Here is a 25,038-nt window from a genome sequence, read left to right on the forward strand (position 1 = left end):
AGGGCCGCGCAGTGGCAAAGGGCCCGACCAAGAAGTTCACAGCAGCCGGCCGCGGGTCAGGACCCGGAAGGCCAGGTAACCCGGGGGTACCGGGAGCCAGAACGTCGCGAGGCGGTAGATCAGGGTGCCCGCGACGGCGGTGTCCAGCGGCAGCCCGTAGAGCAGCAGACCGGAGACAAGCGCGGCTTCGGTGGCGCCGAGCCCGCCGGGGGTGGGCGCGGCGGATGCGACGCCCTCGCCGACGACACAGACCAGGATCACCGGCGGCAGGTGCACCAGCGGGACTGGCCCGGTAGCGAGCAGCCCGAAGTAGAGACAGAGGCCGTACGTGAGGGTGAGCGCCGTCGACGCGGCGACGAGCCACCGCAGCCCGTGCTGGTGACGCAGTTCGCGCAACGCGGTCACGATCTGGCTGGCCATCGAGCGTCCGCGCCGGCGGATCCGGGGTACGGCGAGCACCGCGGCGAGGACCAGCAGCACGGCCAGGGCGCCCAGCAGCAGCGGCAACGCCCTGGTCGCATCGTGGGTGAGGATACGGGCCGGCTGTCGGGCGAACGGCAGCAGCACCGGCAGGAGCAGGACCACCGAGAACACGCCAGCGGCGCGGGAGACGGCCACGGCGGTGCCCGCGTCGGCGGCGGCGAGTCCCTTCTGATGCAGGTACCGCAGACTGAGGGCGGCGCCGCCGAGGCTACCGGGAGCCAGCCGGTTGGCGAACGACGCGGCGACCTGAACCAGGGTGGCCTCGCCCAGCGGGACCCGGTCGGCTGCGGCCAGCCGGAGCACGACGCCGCTGAGCAGGTAGGTCAAGGCGGAGCCGAGCAGCGTCGCGGCGACCGCGACCGGGTTGGCGTGCACAATCAGACGCACGGCGGTGCGGATTTCGCCGATCTGGGGAAGCAGCAGGTGCACGATCAACCCCAGGACCAGCACTTCCAGGACCGTGCGGCGGCTGATCCGGACCACCTTTGCCGCCGGGCGGTCACGGCCGGAGCTGCGCCGCAGGATCTCCTGACGTAGGCAGGTCAGCATGTCTGGCCGGCCGCGCAGGGCAGCCCGGCCGGCGCGGGACAGCACCGCAGGTTGCAGGTACGGCAGGCCGTCCGCGACCGACGCGACGCCCAGGCGGTCGGCCGCGGCGGCGACCACGCTGGCCGGGTCGACCCGGGTGGACAGGGCGACCATCAGCTCGACGACGTCGCGGGCCCGCTGCTCGGCCGAGGCGTCGTCGGCGCCGAAGCCCAGGTCCACCAGGTGGGTGCGATCCCGGCCGACGAGCACGTTCGCGGCGCGCAGATCGCGGTGTGCGATGCCCGCCCGGTGCAGGCGCGCCACCTGTTCCCAGGCGTCGCGTACGGCGGCGAGCGGGACCGGCCCGACGAGGGCGTGCAGCGGTTCGGCGTCGATGAAATCCTGCACCAGGACGGCGTCGCCGCCGGACATGGCGGCGGTCGTGACAACGGCCGGCATCCGGACGCCGGCGCGCTCGGCCAGCAGGGTCAGACAGGTTTCGTGTTCGCTCTGCTGGCGAGCGCTCAGGTAGGGCGGCGCGTCGGCCACGTGCCGGTAGCGCATCCGCCGGTAGAGCTTGTAGACCCAGTCCGCGTCCCGTTGCTCGCCGCCGGTCACCTTGACGAACAGCCGCCGCCCGTCGGTGGTGACCGCCTGCCACGGCTGCGAACCACGGGCGTCGCCGTGGATCGGCGCCAAACGTGCCACCTCGAATCCGCGCCGCCGCAACGCCGCCCGTAGCGCGGGCACCGACCGCTGCGGCCCGACCTCGCCGACCAGGAGCCGGGTCAGACACACCGCGAGCCAGCCGACGAGGAAGCCGCCGACCACGTCGACCGGCAGGTGCGCGCCGACATGAATCCGTGCGACGGCGACCAGCGCGATCACCGTCCAGGCCGCGTGGCGCCAACGGGGGCCGCCGGTCCGCGCGGCGACGAGCGCCAGGGCGGTGGCGACCGCGACGTGTCCCGACGGGTATCCGTACCGCCCGGTAATGGTCTCTCGGAGGAGGACGTCGGTGAGCAGCGCTGCGGGCCGCTGCCGGGCGACCGCCGCCTTGGCGGCGACCGCGAGCCAGTACGCCAGGTTCCCGGCCAACAGGAGGCTCCACGCCGTGCCGATCCGGCGCGCGACGACGGCTGCCGCGGCGGCGACGAACACCGCTGGGTACGAGCCGAGCTGCATGACCAGAACCAGGACCGGAGTCAGCCCGCTGGGAAGGTGGTTGAGTAGGGCGAACAGGTCCCGCTCCCAGGACGGTACCCGGCGGCTGCGCACGGCCGCGCTCAGCGTCGCCAGCAGGCCGGCCGAGGTGCCCAGGCTGACCAGTAGGGCGGGCGACGGGCGATGTGTGCGCGCTGCCACCGGTCCTTGACAACCCCTCTAGTCCGCGCAGATGCCTGCTGTCGACCCGAACCCTACGGATCGCCGACGCACCGGATGGTGCTATTCGCCACTGGTCAACCTGCCGAGGGCGACAATCGGCGGGTGGCGGACAGGGTGGTGGAGACGCTCGTCGGGCTGCCGCCGATCCTCGTCCTGACCCTGGTGATCGTCCTGCCGGCCCTGGAGTCCTCGACGCTGCTCGGGTTGGTCGTGCCCGGCGAGACGGCGATCCTGCTCGGCGGGCTGGTGGCCCACAGTGGTTCGCTGCCGCTGTGGGCGGTGGTCGCCGCCGGGACCGCCGGGGCATGCCTCGGTGACCAGGCCGGGTACGCCCTGGGCCGCCGGTACGGCCCAAGCGTGCTCGCTCGCGCCCCGCGCGTGCTGCGGCGGCGCCTCGACCTCGCGCGGGCCCGCCGCCTGGTCGCTCGCCGCGGCGCGTGGGCGGTGGTCACCGGACGCTGGGTGGCGGTGTTGCGGACCGTGGTCCCCTTGATCGCGGGCGCCGGTGGGATGCGGTGGCCTGTCTTCCTCCGGGCGAACCTGACCGGCGGGCTGGCCTGGGCGACAGCCGTGGCGCTGCTGGGCTACGTGGGTGCGGCCTCCTACCGCTATCTGGAGCGGGAACTGGGCATCGGGGAGTGGGCCCTGCTGGCCCTGGTCAGCGCAGTCGTGGCGCTGCGGGTGTGGCGGCGGCGCGGCGTTGACCGGTCGACCGGTGAGCGGCACCGCCAATCGTCCGCGCGCGGTAGGGCGGATCGGTAGCGTCACTCGCGGGGGTGGCCGGCGACCGCGGAGTGCGCAGTGGGGCGAGCAGAGGGTGAGCGCGCGGCCTTTTGGGCCGGCCCGCTGCCGGAGGCCATGGCCGCTGTCGGGGCGTCCGCAGCCGGCCTCACCGGCGAACGCGCCGCCGACCTGCTGCGTGAGCACGGACCCAACCAGGTCGATGCGGGCGCCAGGCGGGGGTGGCGACTCCTGCTGTCGCAGTTCACCAGCCCGATCATCCTGATCCTGATCGCGGCGACCGTGCTGTCGATGGCCGTCGGGGACCTGATCGACGGTGCGATCATCCTGGTCATCGTCGCCGCCAGCGGCGGCCTCGGTTTCTGGCAGGAACACGCCGCCGGGCGGGCCGTCGACGCGTTGCAGGCCCGGGTGCGGGTGAACACCGAGGTGATCCGCGACGGGCGTGAGGTGTCCGTACCGGTCGAGGAGGTCGTCGTCGGTGACCTCGTGGTGCTGCGCGCCGGGAACGTCGTCCCCGCGGACTGCCGGATCGTTGAGGCCGGACGTCTGCAGGTCGACCAGGCGGTGCTCACCGGAGAGTCGTTCCCGGCGGCGAAGTCGAGTGACCCGTCCCCGCCGGGAGCGGAGCTGACCGCACGCGGCAACGCGTTGTGGATGGGCACGCACGTGGCCAGTGGCACCGCCCGCGCGGTGGTGATGCGCACCGGCCGCGACAGCACCTTCGGGGCGGTGTCCCGCCGGGTCGCCGCCCGCCCGGCCAGCACCGGCTTCCAGCGCGGGCTGACCCGCTTCGGGCTGCTGCTCGTACGGATCATGGTGGTCCTGCTGGTCGGTATCTTCGTCGCCAACCTGCTGATGCACCGCCCGGTCATCGACTCCCTGCTGTTCTCCCTCGCCCTGGCCGTCGGGTTGACCCCGCAGATGCTGCCGGCGATCGTCGCGGTCAGCCTCTCTGCCGGCGCCCGCGCGATGGCCGCGCATCGGGTGATCGTCAAACGCCTCGATGTCATCGAGGACTTCGGCGCCATGACCGTGCTCCTGACCGACAAGACCGGCACCCTCACCGCTGGCACGATCACCCTCACCGGGTGCCTCTCGGTCGACGGCGAACCGAACGCGGAGGTGGCGCGGTTCGCCCGGCTCAACGCCGGCCTCCAACGAGGGTTCCCCAACCCCATCGACGCGGCGATCATGGCGGGGCAACCGGCGGCCGATCCGCAGGCGCGCGTCGCCGAGGCACCCTACGATTTCACCCGCCAACGCCTGTCCCTGCTGGTGCGCGACGGCGGCGGGCCGATCCTGGTCACCAAGGGTGCCCTGCACGCGGTGCTCGACGTCTGCACCACCGCACGCACCGCCGCCGGCGTGGTGCCGCTGGATGAGGTGCGCGACCGCGTTCTGCACCGGTTCACCGAGCTCAGCGACCAGGGAAACCGGGTGCTCGGCCTCGCCGTGCGGCCCATGCCCGGCGCCACCAGCGTCGCCGTCAGCGACGAACGGGAGATGACCCTCGTCGGGCTGCTCGCCTTCCAGGACCCGGCACGCGGCGACGCCGCCGCCGCGATCCGACGGCTCGCCGACATGGGCATCACGGTCCGCCTGGTCACCGGCGACAACCGGCACGCGGCCCGACACGTCGCCGCCGAAGTCGGCCTCGGCGGCGAACCGCTCGTCGGCGCCGACCTCGCCGCCTTTCCCGACGACCAGCTAGCGGACCGGATCGCTGACGTCAACGTCTTCGCCGAGGTGGACCCGTTGCAGAAGGAACGGATCCTGACCGCGCTACGACACCGCGGCGACGTCGTCGGGTTTCTCGGCGACGGCATCAACGACGCCCCCGCACTGCACACCGCCGACGTCGGGATCTCCGTCGACACCGCCGTCGACGTCGCCAAACAAGCCGCGGCGATCGTGCTGCTCGACAAGAACCTCGACGTGATCGCCGACGGCGTCCAACTTGGTCGCCGTACGTTCACCAACACGCTGAAATACATCCGGGTCAACACCAGCGCGTCCTTCGGCAACGTCGTCAGCATGAGCATCGCCACCCTCATGCTGCCCTTCCTGCCGTTGCTGCCCCGTCAGGTCCTGCTACTCAACTTCCTCTCCGACATCCCGTACATCACCCTCTCCACCGATCACGCCGACCCGGAGCAGCTCCAGCACCCCCGCACCGTCGACGTCCGCACCATCCGCGGGTTCATGCTGGTGTATGGGTCGATCAGCATCGCGGTGGACCTCCTCGTGCTCGTCGCCCTGCACTGGTGGTGGCACGTGCCCACCGACGTGTTCCGTGCCGCCTGGTTCGTCCAGTTCACCGCCACCGAGATCATCGTGCTGCTGGTGCTGCGCTCCAACCGGAGCGTCCTGCGCAGCCGCCCCTCCGCGGCGTTGGCCGGCACCGGGCTGCTGCTCATCGCGGTCACCGTCGCGCTGCCGTTCAGCCCCCTCGCCGCGCCACTCGGCCTCGCCCCACTCCCACCGGTCGTGCTGGCGACCCTCGCCGCGCTCACGGCCGTCAACGTCGCCGCCAACGAGACCGCCAAACACCTCGTCCCGCCCGACCCGACCGGTACACGGCGGATGCCCGGGTCGCACTGAAAGACCAGACCGGACGTAGGAAGCGGCCCGAGCCGTCGGCGGGGCAAAGGCCGCCGCGCACCTGGTCCGGGCCGCGAAGGAACAGAGCCTGTCGTTGACAGGCGCCAAGCAGACGATCGTACGCTGCGGTTCACCCCCGGGAGTTGGCCCTAGGCGTGCAGATGCGTCCCGCCGCGGCCGAGTACCAGCAGCAGGTCGCGACCCAGTTGGATCTCGACCTGTCCGTCGCCGAGGGCACCAGGCAGAGCTTCGGTCACCGGCGCCCCCTCGGCCCAGCTGCCGCCCGTGAAGTTCGCTCGCGCCGCAACGCCGCCGCCAGCCGCTACCCGGACGGCTGGTGCCCAAGGTTCGCGGTGGCCCGAGCGCGAACCCTGGCCTGGTGACGGGTGGTGGGGCCGCGCCCCCCGTTCGACAGTGGTGACCTCCTCCACTTCACGCAGGCGGCAAGCGTCCAATTCTCCCGCCCGTTCCTCTTCCGGCTCATCCGCGTCCTGGCCGACCGAATCACGTACGACGGGTGGCTCTGGATCGAGGGGTACGAGTTGGACGCCCGGGGCGATGTGGTGGTCCGGCGGCAACTCTTCCTCCAGCCGGCCGGTCTCCGGAAGCTCTCGACGGGCCGGAAGCCTGCCTCCCGCTCTTAACGGATCTCGATAATCCAGATCATCGCAGGGTGGGCGGCAGACGCGCCGCCGGCAACCTTGCCCATTGATCCATGTCCATCTATCCTTTGGCAACCCATCGAATGCCAACGCAGGCAATCGAAATATCGTCGAAGCGCTTCGACAACCCAGCGTGACGGTTGGCTCGAAGACAGGAGATTCTGGTGAAATCCATACTCAGGAAGGTTCAGCTTGCCCTGGTCTCCGGCGTACTGGCGCTGGCCGCATCCGCGACCATGCTGACAGGTTCCGCGTCGGCCGACAGCATGGCCCAATTGAACGCCACCCAGCTCGTCGCCGACATGGGGGCGGGCTGGAATCTGGGGAACGCCCTGGAGGCCAACATCAACGGAATCCCCAGCGAGACGGCATGGGGCAACCCGGTCGTGACGCAGGCGTTCATCGATCGGGTGAAGGCGGCGGGATTCAAGACGATCCGTATCCCGGTCTCCTACCTGGGAAACATCGGGTCGGCACCGGACTACACGATCAACCCCGCCTGGCTGAATCGGATCCAGGAGATCGTCGACTACGCCTACGGTCGCGGCCTGTATGTGCTGATCAACATCCACGGTGACGGCTTCAAGACCGTCACCGGCTCGTGGTTGATCTGCGACTCGTCGAATCAGACGACGATCAGGGACAAGTACCAGAAGGTCTGGCAGCAGATCGCGACCAGGTTCCAGAGCTACGGCGAGCGCCTCATCTTCGAGGCCATGAACGAGGAGTTCGACGGGCAGTACGGCAATCCCACCCAGCCGTGTTACTCGAACATCAACGCGTACAACCAGATCTTCGTTGACACGGTCCGGCGGACCGGCGGGAACAACACCTCGCGTTGGCTGCTCGTCGCCGGCTGGAACACCAACATCGACTACACCGCAGGTAATTACGGCTTCGTGCTGCCGACGGACCAGTACCGATCGCCGTCAGTTCCCGCCGACGAGCAGCGGCTCATGATTTCCGTGCACTACTACGACCCCTGGGACTTCGCCGGCGAGGAGAACGGCACCATCACGCAGTGGGGACCGGCCGCCACCAATCCGGCCCGGAAGTCGACCTGGGGACAGCAGGACCACATGGACGCGCAGCTCAAGAAGATGCGAGACACCTTCGTCTCGCGTGGATACCCGGTGTTCGTCGGTGAGTACGGTTCGGTCGACAAGATGTCGGCCGACTCAACGAACAACAGGTACCGCGCGGACTACGCACGCACGCTGGTGTCCACCGCCAAGAAGTACGGCGCGGCCACCGCCTACTGGGACAACGGCTACAACGGGGCGTACGGGTTCGGGCTGTTTAACCGCAGCAGCGTCACCGTCACCCAGCAGGGCATCATCGACGCCATCATCAGCGCCGTGGGCGGCACCACCCCGACGCCGCCGCCAACCACCGCCCCGCCAACCACCGCCCCGCCAACCACCGCCCCGCCGACCACCCGGCCACCGACGACTCCGCCGCCGTCGAATGGGCGGTCCTGTTCGGCATCGTACTCGGTGACCGGTCAGTGGCAGGGCGGCTTCCAGGCCGAGGTGCGGGTGACCGCCGGTGGCTCGGCGATCAACGGTTGGACGGTAACCTGGACGTTCGCGAACGGGCAGCAGGTGACGCAGGCGTGGAGCGCGACGGTGACCAGCAGCGGCACGACGGTCACCGCCCGCAACGTCAGCTACAACGGTTCGATGAGCGCCGGCGGTAGCACGACCTTCGGTTTCCTGGGTTCGTCGAGCGGCACCAACGGCGTACCGTCGTTGTCCTGCGCCGCGAGCTGAGCAGGCCGTGAGCCGACGGGCCGGGCGTCACGGACGCCCGGCCCGACTCGTGCGGGTCGCCAGCCAGCCGAGCGCAGCGGCCCAGCGTTCGGCGAATCGTCAGAAATATGCGGCTTGATCAATTTGAGCGAACCGCGCGGCGATCCTCGCCAACCCTCGCTACACCGGCCGGCAGGTCTGGAACCGGCAATTCGCGCACAACCACACCGATGCCAGCCGCTCGCAGCGAGAACCCATCCGGCGGAACCCGACCGCGGACTGGGTGGTCTCCACGCAACAGGCCCACACCGCGCTGGTCAGTGAGCAGGACTTCGTCGCCGTCCAGGCCGTCCGCTCCCACCGGAGCGCCCACGACGGCACCACCCGCCGCTACCTGTTCACCGGTCTACTGCGCTGCGGACCCTGCGGACGACGATTGGAATCCCGGTGGATCAATCAACGCCCCGGCTACCGATGCCGCCACGGGCACACCAGCACGCAACCAGCCCTCTAATCACCGGCGCAAGATCCTCTATCTCAGAGAAGACCACATCATCGCAAGACTCGCCGACCATCCCCGCCTCGCCAGCGCCATCCAGAGCACACGACCTGGTCACGCTCCTGCGCAGCAGCAAGATCACCATCGTCTGCGACCAGGAACACTGCACGCCAATCACAGAAAAATCCGCGCAGGGCACCCAGCGCGGATCATGATCTATATGTGCCAATGATGTGTCCGAGGGCAACACGACCCACTGCCCCACCGACGTTGACGCTCGGCGCAACTCTCCAGCTCGCGCAAGCCCAACCGTGGAGGTGACCTCTTCGGGTTCGCCGAGGAGGTCACCAGGCTGCAGGCTGGACAGGCGTTGCCCGTGGGACCGCTGTCCCAGATCACGCCTTCAGCAGGCCTCCACGGGTTCTCGACCGGACCTGGTGACCATCGGGGTATGCCGACACTTTTCGAGCCGGTTCAGCTGGGTCGCCTGCGGCTACCCAGCCGGATCGTGATGGCGCCGATGGGCCGCGGGCGAGCCGACCAGCGAGGGACGCCACTGCCCTACGTTGCCGAGTACTACGCCCAGCGTGCTGCGGCCGGCCTCATCGTCAGCGAGGCCACCAGTCCGGCTCCACGCGCGGCCGGTCACGCGTACGGGGTGCAGTGGCACTCCGCCGCGGACACCGAGGCCTGGACCGCGGTGTCCGCGGCCGTGCAGGCAGCCGGCGGACGTATGGTGCTGCAGATCATGCACGCCGGCAGGATCGGTCATCCCGGCCTCTACGGTCACCAACCGCTGGGCCCCTCTCCGGTGGGCGCTGCCGGCATGGCTCGGACGTACGACGGTCCGCGCCCATACCCTGTACCCAGAGAGATGTCGCCGGCCGACATCGCGGACGCGATCGAGGACGTCGTCCGGTGCGCCCGCGCGGCGATCGCGGCCGGCTTCGAGGGCGTCGAGCTGCACGGCGCCAACGGGTACCTGGTCCATCAGTTCCTCTCCGCCACGGTGAATCGACGCACCGACGGCTACGGCGGTCCCCCGCATCACCGGGTACGGTTCGCCGTCGAGCTGCTGGAGGCGGTCGCCGCCGCGATCGGCGCGGACCGGGTCGGACTGCGGCTGTCCCCCGGGTTCGGCCTCAACGACATGAGCGAACCTGATGCCGAGGTCGTCTACCCGGCCCTGCTCGACGCGCTTCGGCCAATCGATCCGGCGTACCTGCACCTGGTCCATGGCTCTGATCCCGCCCTGGTCCGGGCGGTTCGGGCGGGGTGGGCCGGACCGATCATCGTGAACCCGGGCACGGGTGACCTCGATCCGGACGCCACCGCGAGCGTCGTGGCGGACGCGCTGGCCGCCGGGTTCGACGCGGTCTCCTTCGGCAAACAGTTCCTCGCGAACCCCGACCTGCCGCGCCGCCTGGCCGACGGCACGGGCCTGAACCGGCCGGACCCGACGACCTTCTACCAGGGCGGCCGGCAGGGCTACGTCGACTACCCGACCGCCGACATCACCCAAGGAGAGGCGACACCATGGTCGTTTTCGTCAACAAGCTCACGCTGATCGGTGCCGCGGAGGATCTGGAGAGTCGCTACGCCAAGGTCGCCGAGTACATGCGGACCCGCCCTGGGCTGGTGAGTTACGTCTTGAGCCGTTCCCAGAAGGATCCGTCGACGTACTACAACATTGCCGAGTGGACCGACGAGGAGTCGTTCCGCAAGGCGCTGCAGGAGCCGGAGTTCCGCAGTCGGCTGGACCGGCTGACCGGCATCATCAAGGGTGAACCGCACCTGACCGAGCCCGTCCTGCGTTACGACGCGACCAACTGACAGCACACGCGGCGGCCGTCCGGGGCACCTTTCCCGGACGGCCGCCGCGTGCGGACGGTCGACGATCAGTAGTTGCCCAGACCACCACAAACGTTGACCGCCTGGGCGGTCATCGAGGCTGCCGTGTCGGTGACCAGGTAACCGACGAGCCCGGCAACCTCCTCGGGCGTCGAGTAGCGCCCGAGCGGGATCTTTGCCTGGAAACGTTCCAGCACCGCGCCCTCGGTCACACCCCAGTGCGCGGCGTATCCCTGACGGACCCGGACGGCCATCGGCGTCTCCACATAGCCCGGGCACACCGCGTTGACGGTGATCCCGCTACCAGCCAGTTCGAACCCGAGCGCCTTGGTGAACCCGACCACGCCGTGCTTGGCGGCGGTGTACGGAGCGGCGAGCGCCACGCCCTGTTTGCCGGCGGTGGAGGCGACGTTGATGATGCGTCCCCAGCCCTGCTCCCGGATGCCACCGGCTCGAAGCACTTCGCGGGTCACCCGGAAGGTGGCGGTGAGGTTGGTGGCGAGCACGTCGTCCCAGAGCGCGTCGTCGAGGTCGGCCGTGACTCCGCCGCCGGATCGGCCGGCGTTGTTGACCAGTACGGTGATCGGTCCGAATCGGTCCACGGCGGCGGCGACGAGCCGGCTGACGTCTTCGGTGGATCGGACGTCGGCCACGGCGCCGTCGACGTCCAGGCCACGGCCGCGGAGTTTGTCGGTGATCGTGGCGACCTGCTCGGCGTCGCGGGCGCAGAAGAAGGTCGGGCGGCCGCTCTCGGCCAGGGTCTCGACCACGGCCAGGCCGATACCGCTCGTGCCGCCGGTGACCAGGGCGGCGCCGTGGCTCGTCGATTGCGTCATCGTGGTGTCTGTCCTCTCTCGGGGTGGTGATGTCACAGGCCGAGTACGACCCGACCGGTGACGTGGCGCTCCAGTAGTGCCTCGATCGCTGAGTCGGCGTCCGTCCAGTCGGCGCGCAGCCCGACGTGCGGTCGTAGACGGCCGTCGGCGACGAGGCCGAACAGCGTTGCCAGGTCCTTGGCGGCTGGGCGGCGCTCGATCTCGTCTAGCAGGAAGAGGTGCTCCAGGCGTACGCCGGCGCGGGCGTGCCCCCAGTCCGGTGGCAGGATCAGGTCGGCCCGGACGGTGTTGCCGAAGACCACCGCCACGCCACCAGCGCGCAGTTTGACGAACGCGTCGCGGAAGACGGTCCCGCCGACGCTGTCGACCACCACATCGACCGTCTCGTCGGGCGGTGCCGCGTAACCCGCGTGGATCCGATGGCCCCGCTCGATCAGGTGCCGGCCGCGTTCCGGTGTGCCGGTCCACCCCAGCGCCGCCGCTCCGGCTGCGGCGGCCAGGTCCGCCACGAATCCGCCGACACCACCGCTGGCACCGGTTACCAGCACCGAGCGGCCGAGCAGCCACCCGGCCCGCTGCAGGGCGTACAGCGCCGTGAGGCCGGCTACCGGTACCGCCGCCGCGATGGCCGGCTCGATACCGTCGGGCAGTGCCGCGATGCGGTCGGTGCGAACGGCGCAGAGCTGGGCCCAGCCGGTCGAGGCCGCCAGTCCGGCGACGGGCGTGCCGGGCGGTGGGCCGGTGCCGTCCGCAGCCGCTTGGACGACCGTGCCGGCGACGTCCAGACCAAGCTGGGCTCCCGGTGGGCGGCGGGCGGCGAGCAGCAGGTCGGCCCGGTTGACCGCGACGGCCCGGACCTCGATCAGCGCTTCGCCGGGAGCGGGGCGCGGGTCGGGCAGCGATTCCAGATGGATTCCGTGGGACACGTCCGCGGACGTAACGAATGCCTTCACAAGGTCCTCCCTCTCGGTCCCTTCGTACCGGCGGGTTCTGGAGGCACGGTGGAGAACGGCCCGTGAGACCGGCATCACGGCTGACCGCGTTGCCAGGCTCGGATCGGCGCGGGCAGGATGAGCCGGGAACACAAAGGGCGATCGCGAGACAACGTTGCGCAACCGACTGTCCAACGGGGAGGACTCGGTGATCGACTTTCGCCTTCTCGGCGCGTTGGACGTCACACTCGACGGAGTCCGGTTGCCGGTACGCGCTCCGAAGCAGCGCGCTCTCCTGGTGACCTTGTTGATGCGGGCCAACGACGAGGTGCCGATGGATGAGCTCTACTGGCGCCTGTGGGATCAGCGGCCACCGGCGGTGCCGGCGGCGGCGCTCCATGTCCACGTCGCACGGTTGCGAGCAGCGATCGGCGACCGTAGCGGGACGACCGAGCGCCCGGGCTGGCCCCGGGTTCGCTCGCTCGGCGGTGGATACCTGCTGCAGACGCCACCCGAGACCGTGGATCTGTTCCGGTTCCGCAGCGCCGCTCAGGAAGCACTGCGGGCCCGGCAGCTCGGCGATACGAACAGCGAGCTGACGCACATCCGGGCAGCCCTGGAAGAGTGGCGCGACGGCCCTCCCGGAGGGACGGCGATCGCCTCACTCGCCGCCGTCCCCTCCCTCGCCACCGAAGCCGGGCCGGCACTGATCGAGGAACGGTTGCGGCTACTCGAGCGACGCTTCGAACTCGAGGCGTATCCGCCCGGCGAGCTCGTGCCGCGCCTGCGTGCTCTGGTCGCCCTGCACCCGACGCGCGAGCGGCCATGGGCCCTGCTCGTGTCCGCGCTGCGTCGAGCCGGCGACCGCCAGGCGGCGATGGCCGCGTACGAGGAGGCTGCCGCGACCCTCCGGACCCGGCTGGGCCTGGCACCGGGGCCGGAGCTCGCCGCCGAATACCGGCGGATCGCCGGCGACCACTGGCACGCGCGGACCGATGTGCCCGCACCGGCCGCCCACCGGACCCTGCACGGCGATGGATGGGCAGCGGTCATCGATGCCCTGACCAGTCGACACGACGGCACCGCGCTGCCGCTGGTCTGCCTGGCCGGGCCGGCCGGAGCGGAGCGGACCGCGGATCTCGTCGCGCTGGCCCGACAGCTCCGCGAGGAGTTTCCGGACGGCCAGTGGTACGTGCGGCTGACCGACCCCGACGGGCGGCCCCGCGATCCGGGCCGGTTGCTGGCCCGGCTACTGCGATTGTCCGGTGCGACGCCCGACGCCATTCCGGCGGGCAGGCGGCACCTGGTCAACGCCTATCGGGCCCGGCTCACCGACCGGCGCGTGCTTCTCCTGTTGGACGACGCCCGTGACGCCGAGCAGGTACGGGACCTGCTTCCGGGCTCGTCTCGGTGTGCCGTGGTCACCGTCGGCGACGACGTACGCCCCGAACTGGTGGCCCTGCACGGCGCCCGGTCGATCGACCCGGACGATAGCGTCGGAGCCGGGCCGTGCCGGCGCCGTCGCCGTCGGCGGAACTCCTTGCTCACCGTCGCAGGACAGCTCGTAGAACCTCCTCCAGCCGAGCACCGGGATCATCCACCAGGTCAGGCGTCCGCCATGCGACGAAGCGGTCGGGGCGCACCAACGAGGCGCCGGTAGGTCCAACTCCGTAGCGGGCCGGGAAGTGCTCGGCCGTGATGGTGTGCACCGTGAGGGGAACGCCGAGACGCTCGGCGGTGCGGATCGCGGGTGCGTTCCAGCCTTCGCCCGCCGCGCCGGTCAGCAGCACGAAGCCGGAGCCGAACAGCGCTGTCGTCGATGACGCGGCGCCCTCCGGGGTGACCAGCGGTAGGTAGGCAGCCCGCGACCCGGGCCGGCCCGTCGCCGAGGCAGGGTCTTCCACCAGCGCACCGTCCTCGCCGGGTTCCGTCAGCACGGCTCCCGAGGGGTAGCGGTAGCCAAAGGCCAGCACCGTCGGCGGCAGCGGTTCGGGAACGTCGTCGTCGCGTAGTTCCGGCGCTACCCGTTCGACGAGGTTGGCGAACTGCTGCTCGACCAACAGCCGGGCGTACGGTCGACGTTCGGTCTCGAAGGTGCGCAGGAGGTCGGGGCCGGCCCAGCCCTGTAGCACGGCGGCGAGCCGCCAGCCCAGGTAGAGCCCGTCCAGGATCGCGGTGTTGCCGCCCAGCCCGCCGGTCGGCGGCATCACGTGGGCGGCGTCACCGGCCAGGAGTATCCGGTCCGACTGGAACCGTTCGGCAACGCCGCAGGCGATCGACGTCTCACCGGACTCGACGATGTCCAGGGGTACGTCCTCGCCGAGCCCGAGATCCGCCGCGATCTGCCGGACGACCCCGTCCGCGGAGCTGTGCCAGCCCTCGGGAAGCTCGGGCGCCAGGTGGCGGAAGTAGCCGTACAGTCCGGGTATCTCGGTATTGAACAGCACCGCGCGGCCGATGTGGAACGCCGCGAAGCGGAAGCTGTCGGCAGCCCCCGGGGTGTGCGCGAGTGGCTCGCGGAGGTCCGCTTTGAACAGCACTCGCAGGACCTGGCCGACCACACCCCTGCCCTGCAGTGAAATGCCGAGCGCCTCGCGGACCGGGCTGCGCCAGCCGTCCGCGGCCACCACGTATCGCGCCCGGATCCGGTACCTCCTGCCGGTGTCCACCTCCTCGACATGAGCGGTGACACCGTCGGCGTCCTGGGCGAGACCGAGCAGCCTGGTGCCGAAGCGCAGCTCGGCCCCGACTTCCTGCGCACGCTCAGCCAGCGCCCGTTCCGCACCGGACTGGCTCGCGGTGCACCACTCCTCCGCGGACACGTGGCGCATGCTGAGTTCCCTGCCACTGACCAGGGTACGGATGACCGGCCCGGCCAGCCGGGGCGCGAGGACCATGCTGAACTCGCTGCGGTCCGGGCGGCTCAGCTCATGGATCCGCTCGGCCACGCCGGCGATGCGCAACGCCTCCATGGTGTGCGGGTACTGCCCGGTCGCCTTGACGGCGGTGGAGGTGCCCGGGCGGCGTTCCACGACCAGCGGACTGATGCCGTGCCGGCCCGCGAAGATCGCTGTGCTCAGGCCGGCCGGTCCGGCCCCGACCACCAGGAGGGGCCGATGCTCGACGGCGGTCACGGGACGAGCACCACGCGGCCGAGCTGACGGCGGTCCTCGATGAGCCGGTGGGCCTGGGCCGCCTCCTCCAGGGGAAGGACCGTGTGAACGGCGACCCGCAACCGGCCGTCACGCACCAGTTCGGTCAGCTCCCGTTGGTTGCGGGCTGCTTCCTCCGGTGCGGCGGCGAGCCAGGCGTCGAGGGCCGTACCGACGACGGTCCGCAGGCCGAGCAGATCGGTCAGCGTGACCCGGCCGGCCTCGCCCGAGGCACCCGCGAATCCGTAGTAGACGAGCCGGCCGAACGGGTTGAGCAGAGCGATGCTCGGCGACAGGACCGCGCCTTCCACGCTGTCGAGGACCACGTCGACGCCGGCGCCGCCGGTGGCCGCACGGACGTGGTCGGGCCAGTCCGGCCGCGAGTAGTCCACGACGGCGTCGGCGCCGTGGTCACGGACGAAATCCGCCTTTGCCGGCGAGCCGACGCCGCCGATCACCAGGCCCGCCCCGCGCAGCCGGGCCAGTTGGGTGACGAGGTGACCGATCGCGCCGGCGGCGGCGTGCACCAGCACCGTCTCACCGCGGGAAAGCCGGCCGACGCTCAGCACGCTCGCGGCGACCTGGGCCGTCGAGGCGAGAGCGGTGGCGACCGGTGCCGGAACATCGTCCGGCACCAGCACCGCCTGGGTGTCACCGACCAGCACCAGATCGGCGTACGCGTCGGTCACGCCCCAGGCGGCCAACCGGTCACCGACGGCGAAACGGTGTGCGCCGGGCCCGGCTGCGACGACCCGGCCGACCACGTCACCGTGCGGTGCCCTGGGCACCGGGGACGGGAAGGGCGCCGTACCGGAGCGCAGCTGGGTCTCGATGAAGTTGACCCCGACCGCCTCGACCTGGACCAGGAGCTGACCGTCGCCGGGCACCGGTTCCGGTGCCTTGTCGACGGTCAGCACCTCCGGACCACCGTGCTCGTAGTAACGGATGACACGCATGCGGGTATCCCTTCCGTTGCCGCGGCGGCGGAGCACCACCGCTGCCGGTTGTAGCCGGCTGTGCTCGCGGCACGGTCGAGAAAGGCCCGAGCGTTACGCCCGTTGCTGCTCCGGGGCCCGCCACGGTCCGGGTACCAGGGACGCGGCGAGCCCCGCCACCACGGCGAAGCCCGCCACCAGCCAGTACGTCCGGCCGTACGCTTCCGCGGGGAAGCCCGAGGTGCCACCGAGTCGGTCTTGCAGGGCGACCGCGACCACGGCGATGCCCAACGAGCCGCCGATTTGGTTGAGGATGAACAGGGCGCTGGTGGCCCGGGGAGCGTGGTCGGGACCGACCGCGAGGTACATGAACGCCATCAGGCCGGGCACCGTGAAGCCGATGCCGAAGCCGCCGACGCCGAACGCGATCGCGGTCAGGACCGTCGAGGTGTCATCACCGACGCCGGACAGCACCAGCGCGGCGATCGTGGCGAGCAGCATGCCGATCGGTGCGGTCACGCGGGCGGTGAGCCGGGCGCCGGCCTTGCCGACGGAGATCGCCCCGGCCGCGCCGAGGATGCCCGAGGGCACCATGAGCAGGCCCGCGTGCAGGGCTCCGAAGCCGCGTGACTGCTGGTAGTACAGCGGCGTCAGGAAGAGCAACGTGTTGGCGACCGCCCCGACGAGCAGCATGGTGACCACCGACATCGTGAAGCCGCGTTGGGTGAACAGCCGCACGTCGATCAGGGGCTCGGCCGCGCGGCGGGCGTGCAGCACGTACGCCAGCAGCAGCGCCACGCCGACGGCGAAGGCGGTGAGCGCCGCAGGATCGCCGAAGTCGCCGCGGTGGGCCGCGGTGGTGAGCCCGTAGATGAGCACCGCGAAGCCGGGTGAGAGCAGGGCCAGACCGAGGACGTCGAGGCGTGGCCGCGGCCCGGCGCGGTCCGGCGCGTCGGCCGGCAGCGTCCGAAGCGCGAGCAGCAGGGCGATGGCACCGACCGGCAGGTTGATGAGGAACATCCACCGCCAGCTGATGTCGTCGACGAAGAAGCCGCCGAGGATCGGCCCCAGCACCGGCCCGATGGTCAGCGGGATCGAAATCAGCCCCATCGCCTTGGTGACCCTGGCCGGGCCCGCGGCGCGGGCGATCGCGGCCTGCACGACCGGGAAGATCATTCCGCCGCCGAGCCCCTGGAGCAGGCGGAACGCGATCAGACTGCCGGCCGACCAGGCCAGTCCGGACAGCAGCGAACCGACGGTGAACAGGACGACCGCGAACACCCAGACCTGACGAACACCGAAGCGGTCGACGCCCCAGCCGGAGATCGGGGTCGCGACGGCGACGGCGAGCAGGTATCCGGCGGTGACCCACTGGATGGTCGGCAGGGTGGTCCCGAAGACGGTGACGAGGCGGTCCACCCCGACGTTGACGATGGTCTCGTCCAGCAGGGCCATGAGGAGCGCCAGCAGCAGGACTCCGGCCATCTTGAGGAATGCGGGATCGAGGCGGTCGGCCCCCGGGTCAGCGGGCTTGTCGCCGGGCGCGCGCTGGGGCGCGCTGGTGTCGCTGGCCATGGTCGTTACCTCCGAGCGGCAGTACGGTCCGGTATTGACGCGCACAGAATACATGTAGGTGCAGACATTTTTAAGCTCGATAACCCCTTCTCGGCAGTCATCTTTCGCTCGTAGTCCACAAGAAGTGAATGCCTATACATTGAATCCGCATGGACGTGTAAGGTGTACGGCGACGACTCGGAGGGCGGGCGGCATGGCGGAACGACGCGGCGGGCAGCCGGACGTGCTCGACCTGTGGCGGCAACTGACGGTCCTCACCGGCCGCCTGGGCCAGGCACTCGACAAGCGCCTCGTGCGAGAGTTCGACCTCACCCTCACCGAGCTGCTGGTGCTCGACGAGCTGACCCGCGGCAACCCGCGCGGCATGCGCATCCAGGACCTCAGCGACGCGGTTGCCCTCGACCAGTCCTCGATGAGCCGCCTGGTCAGTCGGCTCACCGCCAAGCAATTCGCCGCCCGGGTCAGCTGCGACCACGACCGTCGCGGCGTCTACTGCCAGATCACCGACCTGGGCGCCGAACGGCACGCCGCGGCCGCCCTGGTCAGCCGCGCCGAACTCGGTGCGGCACTGGACGCCGCCGCCTTCGACGACCGGCTGGCCTCCGTGGTGGCGCGGCTGACCCGCCCGGTCGTCATGCCCGCCGACACCTGAGACCCGAACGAGGGAGTCATCCCGTGCAGTTGTCGATCCTGGACCAGTCGATGATCCCGGAGGGGTCCACACCGACTCAGGCGCTGACCAACACGCTCGATCTGGCTCGTAAGGCCGACGCCCTCGGGTACCACCGCTACTGGCTCGCCGAACACCACGCCACGGCGTCGTTCGCGAGCCCGGCCCCCGAGATCATGATCGCGCGGCTCACCGCGGAGACGACCGGCCTGCGCATCGGCAGCGGCGGCGTGCTGCTGCCGTACTACAGTCCGTTCAAGGTGGCCGAGACGTTCCGGGTGCTCCAGGCCCTGGCCCCGGGCCGGATCGATCTGGGCATCGGCCGAGGCGCCGGAGCCTCGTCCCGGGACGCCCGGCTACTCAACCCCTCCCTGGGCGACTACTCCGACCACGCCTTCGCCGAGCAGGTCAGTGCCGTACGGGCATTCCTGGGCGAGCCAGGCGACCGGGGCGGCGTCATGCCGACGGTGGACGGCGTGCCGCAGGTCTGGCTGCTGGGCGCGAGCCCGTCGAGTGCCGTGCTCGCCGGGCGGCTCGGCCTGCCCTACTCGTTCGCGCACTTCGGCCGTCCCGAGGTCGTCACCGAAGCGGTCCGGGCGTACCGCGAAAGTTTCGACACCCGTGGCGGTGACAGCCCGCGGGTGATGGTCGGCATCGGGGTGTACTGTGCGCCGACCCGCGCCGAAGCCGAGCACGTCTTCGCCAGCCAGCGCCTGTTCCGGCAACGCATGACGCAGGGCGACCTGCGTCCGGTACCAGCGCCGGAGACCGCGCTCGCGGAACTCCACTCCCGGCCCGCGGCGGCGACCGGCGAGCGGGAGGAGTGGCCGCGATACGCGGTCGGCTCCCCCACCGACGTCGCCGAGCAGCTCACCGCGATGGCCGCCGCGGTGGGTGTGGACGAGTTCGTGGTGTTGTCCACCATTCACGGACACAGCGACCGCGTGCGCTCGTACGCGCTGCTGGCCGAGGCTCTGGGCCTACGACCGCGTACGACCCCGGCCCTGCAACGCGCATGACACTTGTCAACCTTCGCGATCCCGGCTCGCAACATCGACGAGCGATGATGGAAGGGGTTGTTCGCGAAGGAGGACCGTGTGAGCGTGCAAGCCGGCGGCGAGGACGCCACCCCGACGGAGGAGTACCGCGTCCTCGGGCCGCTGACGGTGGTTCTCGCCGGCCGCTCCGCGCCGGTGACCGCACCGAAGCAGCGCATCATCCTGGCAACCCTGCTGCTGCGGGCCGGCACCTGGGTCACCGCCGCGGAACTGGCGAACGCCCTCTGGGACGACCGCGCACCGAAGAACCCTCGCAGCGCCCTTCAGGTGCACCTCACCCGCCTGCGGGCCCTGATCGCCGCCGTCCACCCCGAGAGACCGGATCTGATCGAGACCCGTCCCGGCGCGTACCGGATCGTGGTGCCGCCGGGATCGCTCGACCTTGACCGCTACCGGGACGCGATCGCGCAGGCCCGCGCCGCCCGACGCGCCGGGTCCGCCGATGTCGAGCTGGCCTGGTTGCAGCAGGCCCTGGCCCAGTGGCGTGGCGACCCGCTCGCGCTGGTGCCGTCGGCCCGTATCCAGCGGGAGGTGGTCACCGCCCTCCAGGATGACCGACTGCGCTGGATGGAGCGCCGATTCGAGCTGGCGTTGGCCACGGGCCGGCACGCGCAGGTCATCGGCGAGCTGCGCGCCGCGACCCTCGCCCATCCAGAGCGCGAGCGCCTGTGGGGCCAACTCATGGACGCCCTCGCCGAGACCGGCGACCGGGCTGCGGCGATAGCGGCGTACCACCAGGCACGCGGCACGCTGCGCAACGATCTGGGCGCCACACCAGACACGGAGCTGCGGCCCCGCTACCGCCGGCTGATCGCCGCGACAGGTCAGAGGCGCCGCAACGTGGCGATCTCGAGGGCGGGCGTCGACGTATGGCGGGCACAATGCCAACTGCCACCGGACATCGCCGACTTCGTCGGGCGGGTGGAGATCGTCCGCGACCTGTGTACGACACTGGAGTCGGGCGACACACCGGTGGTCTGCCTCACCGGGGTGCCAGGGGTGGGGAAGTCGGCGCTCGCCGTGCGGGTGGCGCACCATCTCCGGACCCGGTTTCCCGACGGTCAGTGGTACCTGTGCGGTTCCGAACGGACCTGGCCCGACATCCTCGCGGAGATGTTGGCCACCTCCGGAGTGGAGCAACCGCCGACCAGCACCACGGCCGCGGTGGCCCTGCTCCGCCGGCGGCTCGCCGGACGGCGACTGTTGGTGACGATCGACGACGCCCCGGAAGGCCTCCCACCCCGCGGGCTGCTTCCCCTTCCCGCCGGATGCGTGGCCCTGGCCGTACGGCGCGGTGACCCACCGGCCCTGGGCTGCGACGTCGCCCACGTGGTCACCCTCGACGTGCTCTCCCCCGCCGAGGCCGCGGCACTGGTGACCGACATGGTCGGCCAGGCCCGGGTCGGCCGCACGCCCGCCGCGCTGGAGGCGCTGGTCGAACGCTGTGACCGGCTGCCCCTGGCACTCCGGATCGCCGGCGCGCATCTGGTCACCCATCCGACCCGCGACATCGGCGAGTTCGCCGAACTGCTCGGCGCTGACCCGCTCGGCACGCTCAGCCTGCCCGGCAGCCGGCGGGCAGCGGTCCGCACGGCCTTCGAACTCGCCTACTCCGCACTGCCCCAAGCCGTCCGGCGGGTCTTCCGGTTCCTCGAACTCGTACCCGGGTTCGCGCACCGCGTCGAGACGATCGCGGAGCTGACCGGAATGTCACCGTCCGACGCGGCCGGAACCGTGGCGGACCTGGTCCGCGCCCGGATCGCCGAGCTCGGGCCCGACGGGGTCATCCGGCTGCACAGCCTGGTGGCCCGGTTCGCCGCCGAGCGGGGTCTCGACGAGGATCCCCCGGCGGATCGGCAGGCCGCGCTGGTTCGGCTGGGAACGCGGTTGCTGACCGTCGCCGACGAGGCGGTGCGGCTGTGTCACCCAGACGTGGTCCGGGTCGGTGCCGGCATCGGGACGGCGACCTTCGGCAGCCACCGGGCGGCCCGGACGTGGCTGCAACGGGAGCGCCGCAACCTCGTTGCTGTCGCGGTGCACGCCGCAGCCGCCGGGCTGACCCCGCTCGCCGTGGGCCTGACCGACGCGCTGCGCGGCCCTTGCGGCGCCGACCGGCACCACGGCGACTGGCGGATCGCCGCTGAAGCCGCTGTTGCGGCCACCGACCGGCTACGCGAGCCCGCGTACGCCGCCGTCGCCCGGCTCAACCTGGGACTGGCCTTGCAGGGGCTGAACGACCTCGGGCCCGCCGAGATCCATCTGCGGCATGCCTGCGACCAACTACGGCGACGAGGTCCGGCCGAGTTGGAGGTCGTCGCCGTGACCGCTCTGGCCATGCATCGCCTGCAACAGCCGACCAAGCGGTTCCACGACGCCATCGGGCTGCTCCACCGTGGCCTGCGACAGTGCCGACAACTGGGGCTGCGGCACGCCCAGGCACGGTGCCTGCTGTACCTCGGGATGGCCCACCACGCGCGCGGGGAACTGCGCCTGGCGTACCGCCACTTCAGCGCCGCGACGCGGATCGACGAACGGGCTGGTGACTACTCCGCCAAGGCGGAGATCCTGGCACGGCTCGGTGACGTCTGCGTTGATCTCGGCGCGCACCGCGAGGCGGTTCGGCGGTTACGGACGGCGTTGCGGCTCGGCCGGTCAGCCCGCTCGGCGCACTCGGTCGCGCTCGCCTCCTACGGGCTGGCCCGGGTACGCCGCGCCACCGGCCGACCGAAACCCGCCCACTCGCACGTGGCCCGAGCCATCGCTTTCGCCGAATCCGGCGGTTACCTCGCCGTGCTGGTCAACGCCCGCAACCTGCTCGCCGGCCTTTATCGGGACGAGGGCCTGAACAGGCGTGCGGAGCTGGAGTACCGGCGCGCACTGCGCGAGGCCGAGCGGATCGGTCATCCGGGCGCGCGGTGCGAGGCGCTGACCGGCCTCGCGCTGCTGGCCCACGAGCGCGGCCGCGACCATCAGGTCCCGGTGATGGCCCGGCAGGCGAGCGGCGCCGCCCGGGCCGCCGGGTCACCCCGGCTGCTCTCGCAGGTCCGGGAGCTGCTCGCCCCACTCCAGCCGGCTTCAAGCAGGCGCTGAGACGCTGCCCAGCGGCGACGCGCACGGGCAGCGGAGGACAAACGATGGTGGCGATAAGAGCACGGCGGCTCTTCGACGGCCGAAGCGCGATCCGGGCCGAACGGCCGACCGTGCTCGTCGACGGCGGCGTGATCCGAGCGGTGTTCGACGGGCCACCACCGCCCGGGGACGAGGTGATCGACCTGGGTTCGGCCACGCTGATGCCGGGTCTCGTCGACGCTCACGTCCATCTCGCGTTCGACGCCACGGCGGACACCGTGGCCGGACTCGTCACCGCCGACGACGACGTCGTACTGGACCGGATGCGGTCGGCCGCGGCCGCGACCCTCGACGCCGGCGTCACCACCGCCCGCGACCTCGGCGACCGCGGCTACCTGAGCCTGCGGGTACGAGCCGAGACGGCGGCCGACGTCCGTCTCGGTCCACGGTTGCTGCTGGCCGGGCCGCCGATCACCTCGGTCGGCGGCCACTGCTGGTTTCTCGGCGGTGAGGTCGAGGGCGTCGAGGCGATCCGCGCGGCAGTCCAGGACCGGGCGGCGCGGGGCGTCGACGTGGTCAAGGTCATCGTCACGGGCGGTCGGCTCACCGCCGGGTCCCACCCGCACGAGGTGCAGTTCGGGCCGGCCGAGCTGTCCGCCGTCGTGAAGGAGGCGAAGCGGCACGGTTTGCCGGTCACCGGGCACTGTCATGCCGCAGACGGTATCGCCGATGCGGTGGCGGCGGGATTCGACGGAGTCGAGCACTGCACGTTCGTCACCGCCGACGGCACCGCCGTCGACCCGGCACTGCTGGACCGGATGGCGGCCGTGGGCACCCGGGTCACCCTCACCCTGGGATCGGTCCCGCAGCCCGCCGAGCACACCGGCGCGGATGGGACCGATCCCCGGCGGCAAGCTGTGCACGACGCGTTGTGGCGCGTCGCCACCTCGGGGGTGCCCGTCGCCTGCGCCAGCGACGCCGGCTGCGGGCCCGGTAAGCCACACGGATCACTGGCCTATGCGGTGCAGGCGATGGTAGGTCTCGGTTTCTCGCCGACGGAGGCATTACGAGCCGTCACCTCCGGTGCCGCCCAGGTCTGCGGGATCGCCGACCAGGTGGGCCGGATAGCACCCGGGTACCGGGGCGACCTGCTCGCGGTCGACGGTGATCCGGCCGTCGACCCGGGGGCGCTGCGGCACGTCGCCGCGGTGTTCCGTGCCGGGCTGCGCGTGCGATAGCTCTCCAACGGCGCTCCACCGGACGTCGATCGGTACCCGGAACGCTCGGGTCGTACCCGATCCGACCAGTAGGAGGCCCGCCGTGCCCGAACCCGAAGTCCACATCACCCGGCACAGCATCGACGTCAACGCACCCGTCGACGCGGTGTATCCGGTCATCGCGGACGTCACGAGGTGGCCGTACACCTTCGGGCCGACGGTCCACGTCGACCTCCTCGAACGTCACACCGAGGGACCGGAGCAGACCGAACGGCTCCGGTTGTGGGCCACCGCGAACGACGTCGTCCGGTCGTGGACCTCGCGGCGCACCCTGTACCCGGCCGCCGGTCGTGTCGTCTTCCGGCAAGAGGTGTCGGCGGCCCCGGTGGCGTCCATGGGCGGCGAGTGGCACCTCGAGACGCTCGACGGCGGCCGCACCCGGGTGGTGCTCCTGCACGACTTCACGGTCGTGGACGACGAGCCCGGCTCGGCAGCGTGGGTGAGACGTGCCGTCGACGCCAACAGCATGGCGGAGCTGGCTGCGCTGCGCGCCGCGGCACGTTCCGCGAATGCCCGCACCCTGCTCTCGTTCGAGGATTCCGTCACCGTCCCGGCCCCGGCGGCCGACGTGTACGACTTCCTGTACCGCGCCGACCGGTGGGTCGAACGGCTGCCGCACGTCGCCCGCGTCGGACTCACCGAGGACGAGCCGAACGTCCAGATCCTGGAGATGGACACCCTGGCCCCGAACGGTCCGGTACACACGACCACGTCGGTCCGGGTCGGGTTTCCCGCCGAGCGGATCGTCTACAAGCAGACCACGCTGCCGCCGCTGCTGGCGGCGCACACCGGCGCCTGGACGCTGCGCGCGGAGGGCGGCGGGGTGACGGTGACCTCGCGCCACACCGTGGTGCTGCGACCCGAGCGCATCGAGGAGCTTCTGGGACCGGGAGCCACCCTCGCCGGAGCCCGCGAACTGGTCCAGCACAACCTCAGTACCAACAGCATCCACACCCTGGAACAGGCCCGCCTGCATCTACAGCCGGTCAGCGACTGACCGGCGACGGACACGGCGATGCGCGGCGACCA

At 71.2% G+C, this 25,038-nt stretch carries 19 protein-coding genes; 13 read left to right on the forward strand and 6 right to left on the reverse strand.

What is annotated here, in order from left to right:
• Positions 1–36 precede the first annotated feature (36 nt).
• On the reverse strand, positions 37–2,376 hold the full coding sequence (locus ACLQ27_RS30320) for a lysylphosphatidylglycerol synthase domain-containing protein (RefSeq protein WP_425869937.1): 2,340 nt from the start codon (positions 2,374–2,376) through the stop codon (positions 37–39).
• Positions 2,377–2,499: 123 nt separating this feature from the next.
• Here ACLQ27_RS30320 and ACLQ27_RS30325 point away from each other — a divergent pair, with 123 nt between their 5' ends.
• The 7 genes from ACLQ27_RS30325 (at position 2,500) to ACLQ27_RS30355 (ending at position 10,487) form a co-directional block, all read left to right on the forward strand.
• A complete protein-coding gene (locus ACLQ27_RS30325) occupies positions 2,500–3,159 on the forward strand; it encodes a DedA family protein (RefSeq protein ID WP_425869939.1) in 660 nt (219 codons plus the stop codon).
• Positions 3,160–3,198: 39 nt separating this feature from the next.
• On the forward strand, positions 3,199–5,742 hold the full coding sequence (mgtA, locus tag ACLQ27_RS30330; RefSeq protein WP_425869940.1) for a magnesium-translocating P-type ATPase: 2,544 nt from the start codon (positions 3,199–3,201) through the stop codon (positions 5,740–5,742).
• Positions 5,743–5,897: 155 nt separating this feature from the next.
• Positions 5,898–6,125, forward strand: coding sequence for a hypothetical protein (locus ACLQ27_RS30335; RefSeq protein ID WP_425869942.1), 228 nt, complete (start codon positions 5,898–5,900; stop codon positions 6,123–6,125).
• Positions 6,126–6,568: 443 nt separating this feature from the next.
• Positions 6,569–8,176 carry a cellulase family glycosylhydrolase gene (locus ACLQ27_RS30340; protein ID WP_425869944.1) on the forward strand — a complete coding sequence of 536 codons (1,608 nt, stop codon included), beginning with the start codon at positions 6,569–6,571 and terminating at the stop codon, positions 8,174–8,176.
• 142 nt (positions 8,177–8,318) lie between these two features.
• Positions 8,319–8,669, forward strand: coding sequence for a recombinase family protein (locus tag ACLQ27_RS30345; protein WP_425870012.1), 351 nt, complete (start codon positions 8,319–8,321; stop codon positions 8,667–8,669).
• Between the two features lie 436 nt (positions 8,670–9,105).
• On the forward strand, positions 9,106–10,221 hold the full coding sequence (locus ACLQ27_RS30350) for an alkene reductase (protein ID WP_425869946.1): 1,116 nt from the start codon (positions 9,106–9,108) through the stop codon (positions 10,219–10,221).
• On the forward strand, positions 10,191–10,487 hold the full coding sequence (locus ACLQ27_RS30355) for an antibiotic biosynthesis monooxygenase family protein (protein WP_357489405.1): 297 nt from the start codon (positions 10,191–10,193) through the stop codon (positions 10,485–10,487). The genes ACLQ27_RS30350 and ACLQ27_RS30355 overlap by 31 nt, the downstream gene beginning before the upstream one ends.
• Positions 10,488–10,552: 65 nt before the next feature.
• Here ACLQ27_RS30355 and ACLQ27_RS30360 read toward each other — a convergent pair whose 3' ends face one another.
• Together ACLQ27_RS30360 and ACLQ27_RS30365 are read right to left on the reverse strand one after the other, a co-directional pair.
• On the reverse strand, positions 10,553–11,341 hold the full coding sequence (locus ACLQ27_RS30360; RefSeq protein WP_357489403.1) for an SDR family NAD(P)-dependent oxidoreductase: 789 nt from the start codon (positions 11,339–11,341) through the stop codon (positions 10,553–10,555).
• A 32-nt stretch (positions 11,342–11,373) separates the two neighbouring features.
• Positions 11,374–12,294, reverse strand: coding sequence for a zinc-binding dehydrogenase (locus ACLQ27_RS30365; RefSeq protein ID WP_425869948.1), 921 nt, complete (start codon positions 12,292–12,294; stop codon positions 11,374–11,376).
• A 187-nt stretch (positions 12,295–12,481) separates the two neighbouring features.
• On the opposite strand from ACLQ27_RS30365, the gene ACLQ27_RS30370 reads away from it, so the two are divergent.
• A complete protein-coding gene (locus ACLQ27_RS30370) occupies positions 12,482–13,933 on the forward strand; it encodes a BTAD domain-containing putative transcriptional regulator (RefSeq protein WP_425869950.1) in 1,452 nt (483 codons plus the stop codon).
• Here ACLQ27_RS30370 and ACLQ27_RS30375 read toward each other — a convergent pair.
• The 3 genes from ACLQ27_RS30375 to ACLQ27_RS30385 all read right to left on the reverse strand — a co-directional run bounded on the left by ACLQ27_RS30375 (position 13,818) and on the right by ACLQ27_RS30385 (position 17,935).
• Entirely contained in the window at positions 13,818–15,407 is a 1,590-nt protein-coding gene (locus ACLQ27_RS30375) for an FAD-dependent monooxygenase (protein ID WP_425869952.1), read from the reverse strand. The two genes, ACLQ27_RS30370 and ACLQ27_RS30375, sit on opposite strands and share 116 nt — an antisense overlap.
• Positions 15,404–16,381, reverse strand: a complete 978-nt coding sequence (locus ACLQ27_RS30380) for a quinone oxidoreductase family protein (protein ID WP_425869954.1) — start codon at positions 16,379–16,381, stop codon at positions 15,404–15,406. The genes ACLQ27_RS30375 and ACLQ27_RS30380 overlap by 4 nt, the downstream gene beginning before the upstream one ends.
• Before the next feature lie 93 nt (positions 16,382–16,474).
• Positions 16,475–17,935 (reverse strand): DHA2 family efflux MFS transporter permease subunit, encoded by a 1,461-nt coding sequence (locus ACLQ27_RS30385; RefSeq protein WP_357489393.1) that lies wholly within the window; start codon positions 17,933–17,935, stop codon positions 16,475–16,477.
• 193 nt (positions 17,936–18,128) lie between these two features.
• On the opposite strand from ACLQ27_RS30385, the gene ACLQ27_RS30390 reads away from it, so the two are divergent.
• From ACLQ27_RS30390 to ACLQ27_RS30410, 5 genes are all read left to right on the forward strand, one after another.
• Positions 18,129–18,587, forward strand: coding sequence for a MarR family winged helix-turn-helix transcriptional regulator (locus tag ACLQ27_RS30390; RefSeq protein WP_425869956.1), 459 nt, complete (start codon positions 18,129–18,131; stop codon positions 18,585–18,587).
• Positions 18,588–18,610: 23 nt separating this feature from the next.
• Positions 18,611–19,624, forward strand: a complete 1,014-nt coding sequence (locus tag ACLQ27_RS30395) for an LLM class flavin-dependent oxidoreductase (RefSeq protein WP_357489389.1) — start codon at positions 18,611–18,613, stop codon at positions 19,622–19,624.
• A 78-nt stretch (positions 19,625–19,702) separates the two neighbouring features.
• On the forward strand, positions 19,703–22,753 hold the full coding sequence (locus tag ACLQ27_RS30400; RefSeq protein ID WP_425869958.1) for a BTAD domain-containing putative transcriptional regulator: 3,051 nt from the start codon (positions 19,703–19,705) through the stop codon (positions 22,751–22,753).
• 44 nt (positions 22,754–22,797) lie between these two features.
• A complete protein-coding gene (locus tag ACLQ27_RS30405) occupies positions 22,798–23,970 on the forward strand; it encodes an amidohydrolase family protein (protein WP_425869960.1) in 1,173 nt (390 codons plus the stop codon).
• 82 nt (positions 23,971–24,052) lie between these two features.
• Positions 24,053–25,006 carry an aromatase/cyclase gene (locus ACLQ27_RS30410; protein WP_425869962.1) on the forward strand — a complete coding sequence of 318 codons (954 nt, stop codon included), beginning with the start codon at positions 24,053–24,055 and terminating at the stop codon, positions 25,004–25,006.
• The last annotated feature ends 32 nt before the right edge of the window (positions 25,007–25,038 follow it).

Source organism: Micromonospora sp. DT63, assembly GCF_049841615.1.
GTDB lineage: Bacteria > Actinomycetota > Actinomycetes > Mycobacteriales > Micromonosporaceae > Micromonospora.

Coding starts and splice junctions, on each gene's coding strand:
- ACLQ27_RS30360 (WP_357489403.1), bottom strand. CDS start 11,341: ATGACGCAATCGACGAGCCACGGCGCCGCCCTGGTCACCGGCGGCACG.
- ACLQ27_RS30380 (WP_425869954.1), bottom strand. CDS start 16,381: ATGCGTGTCATCCGTTACTACGAGCACGGTGGTCCGGAGGTGCTGACC.
- ACLQ27_RS30405 (WP_425869960.1), top strand. CDS start 22,798: ATGGTGGCGATAAGAGCACGGCGGCTCTTCGACGGCCGAAGCGCGATC.
- ACLQ27_RS30385 (WP_357489393.1), bottom strand. CDS start 17,935: ATGGCCAGCGACACCAGCGCGCCCCAGCGCGCGCCCGGCGACAAGCCC.
- ACLQ27_RS30355 (WP_357489405.1), top strand. CDS start 10,191: ATGGTCGTTTTCGTCAACAAGCTCACGCTGATCGGTGCCGCGGAGGAT.
- ACLQ27_RS30390 (WP_425869956.1), top strand. CDS start 18,129: ATGGCGGAACGACGCGGCGGGCAGCCGGACGTGCTCGACCTGTGGCGG.
- ACLQ27_RS30350 (WP_425869946.1), top strand. CDS start 9,106: ATGCCGACACTTTTCGAGCCGGTTCAGCTGGGTCGCCTGCGGCTACCC.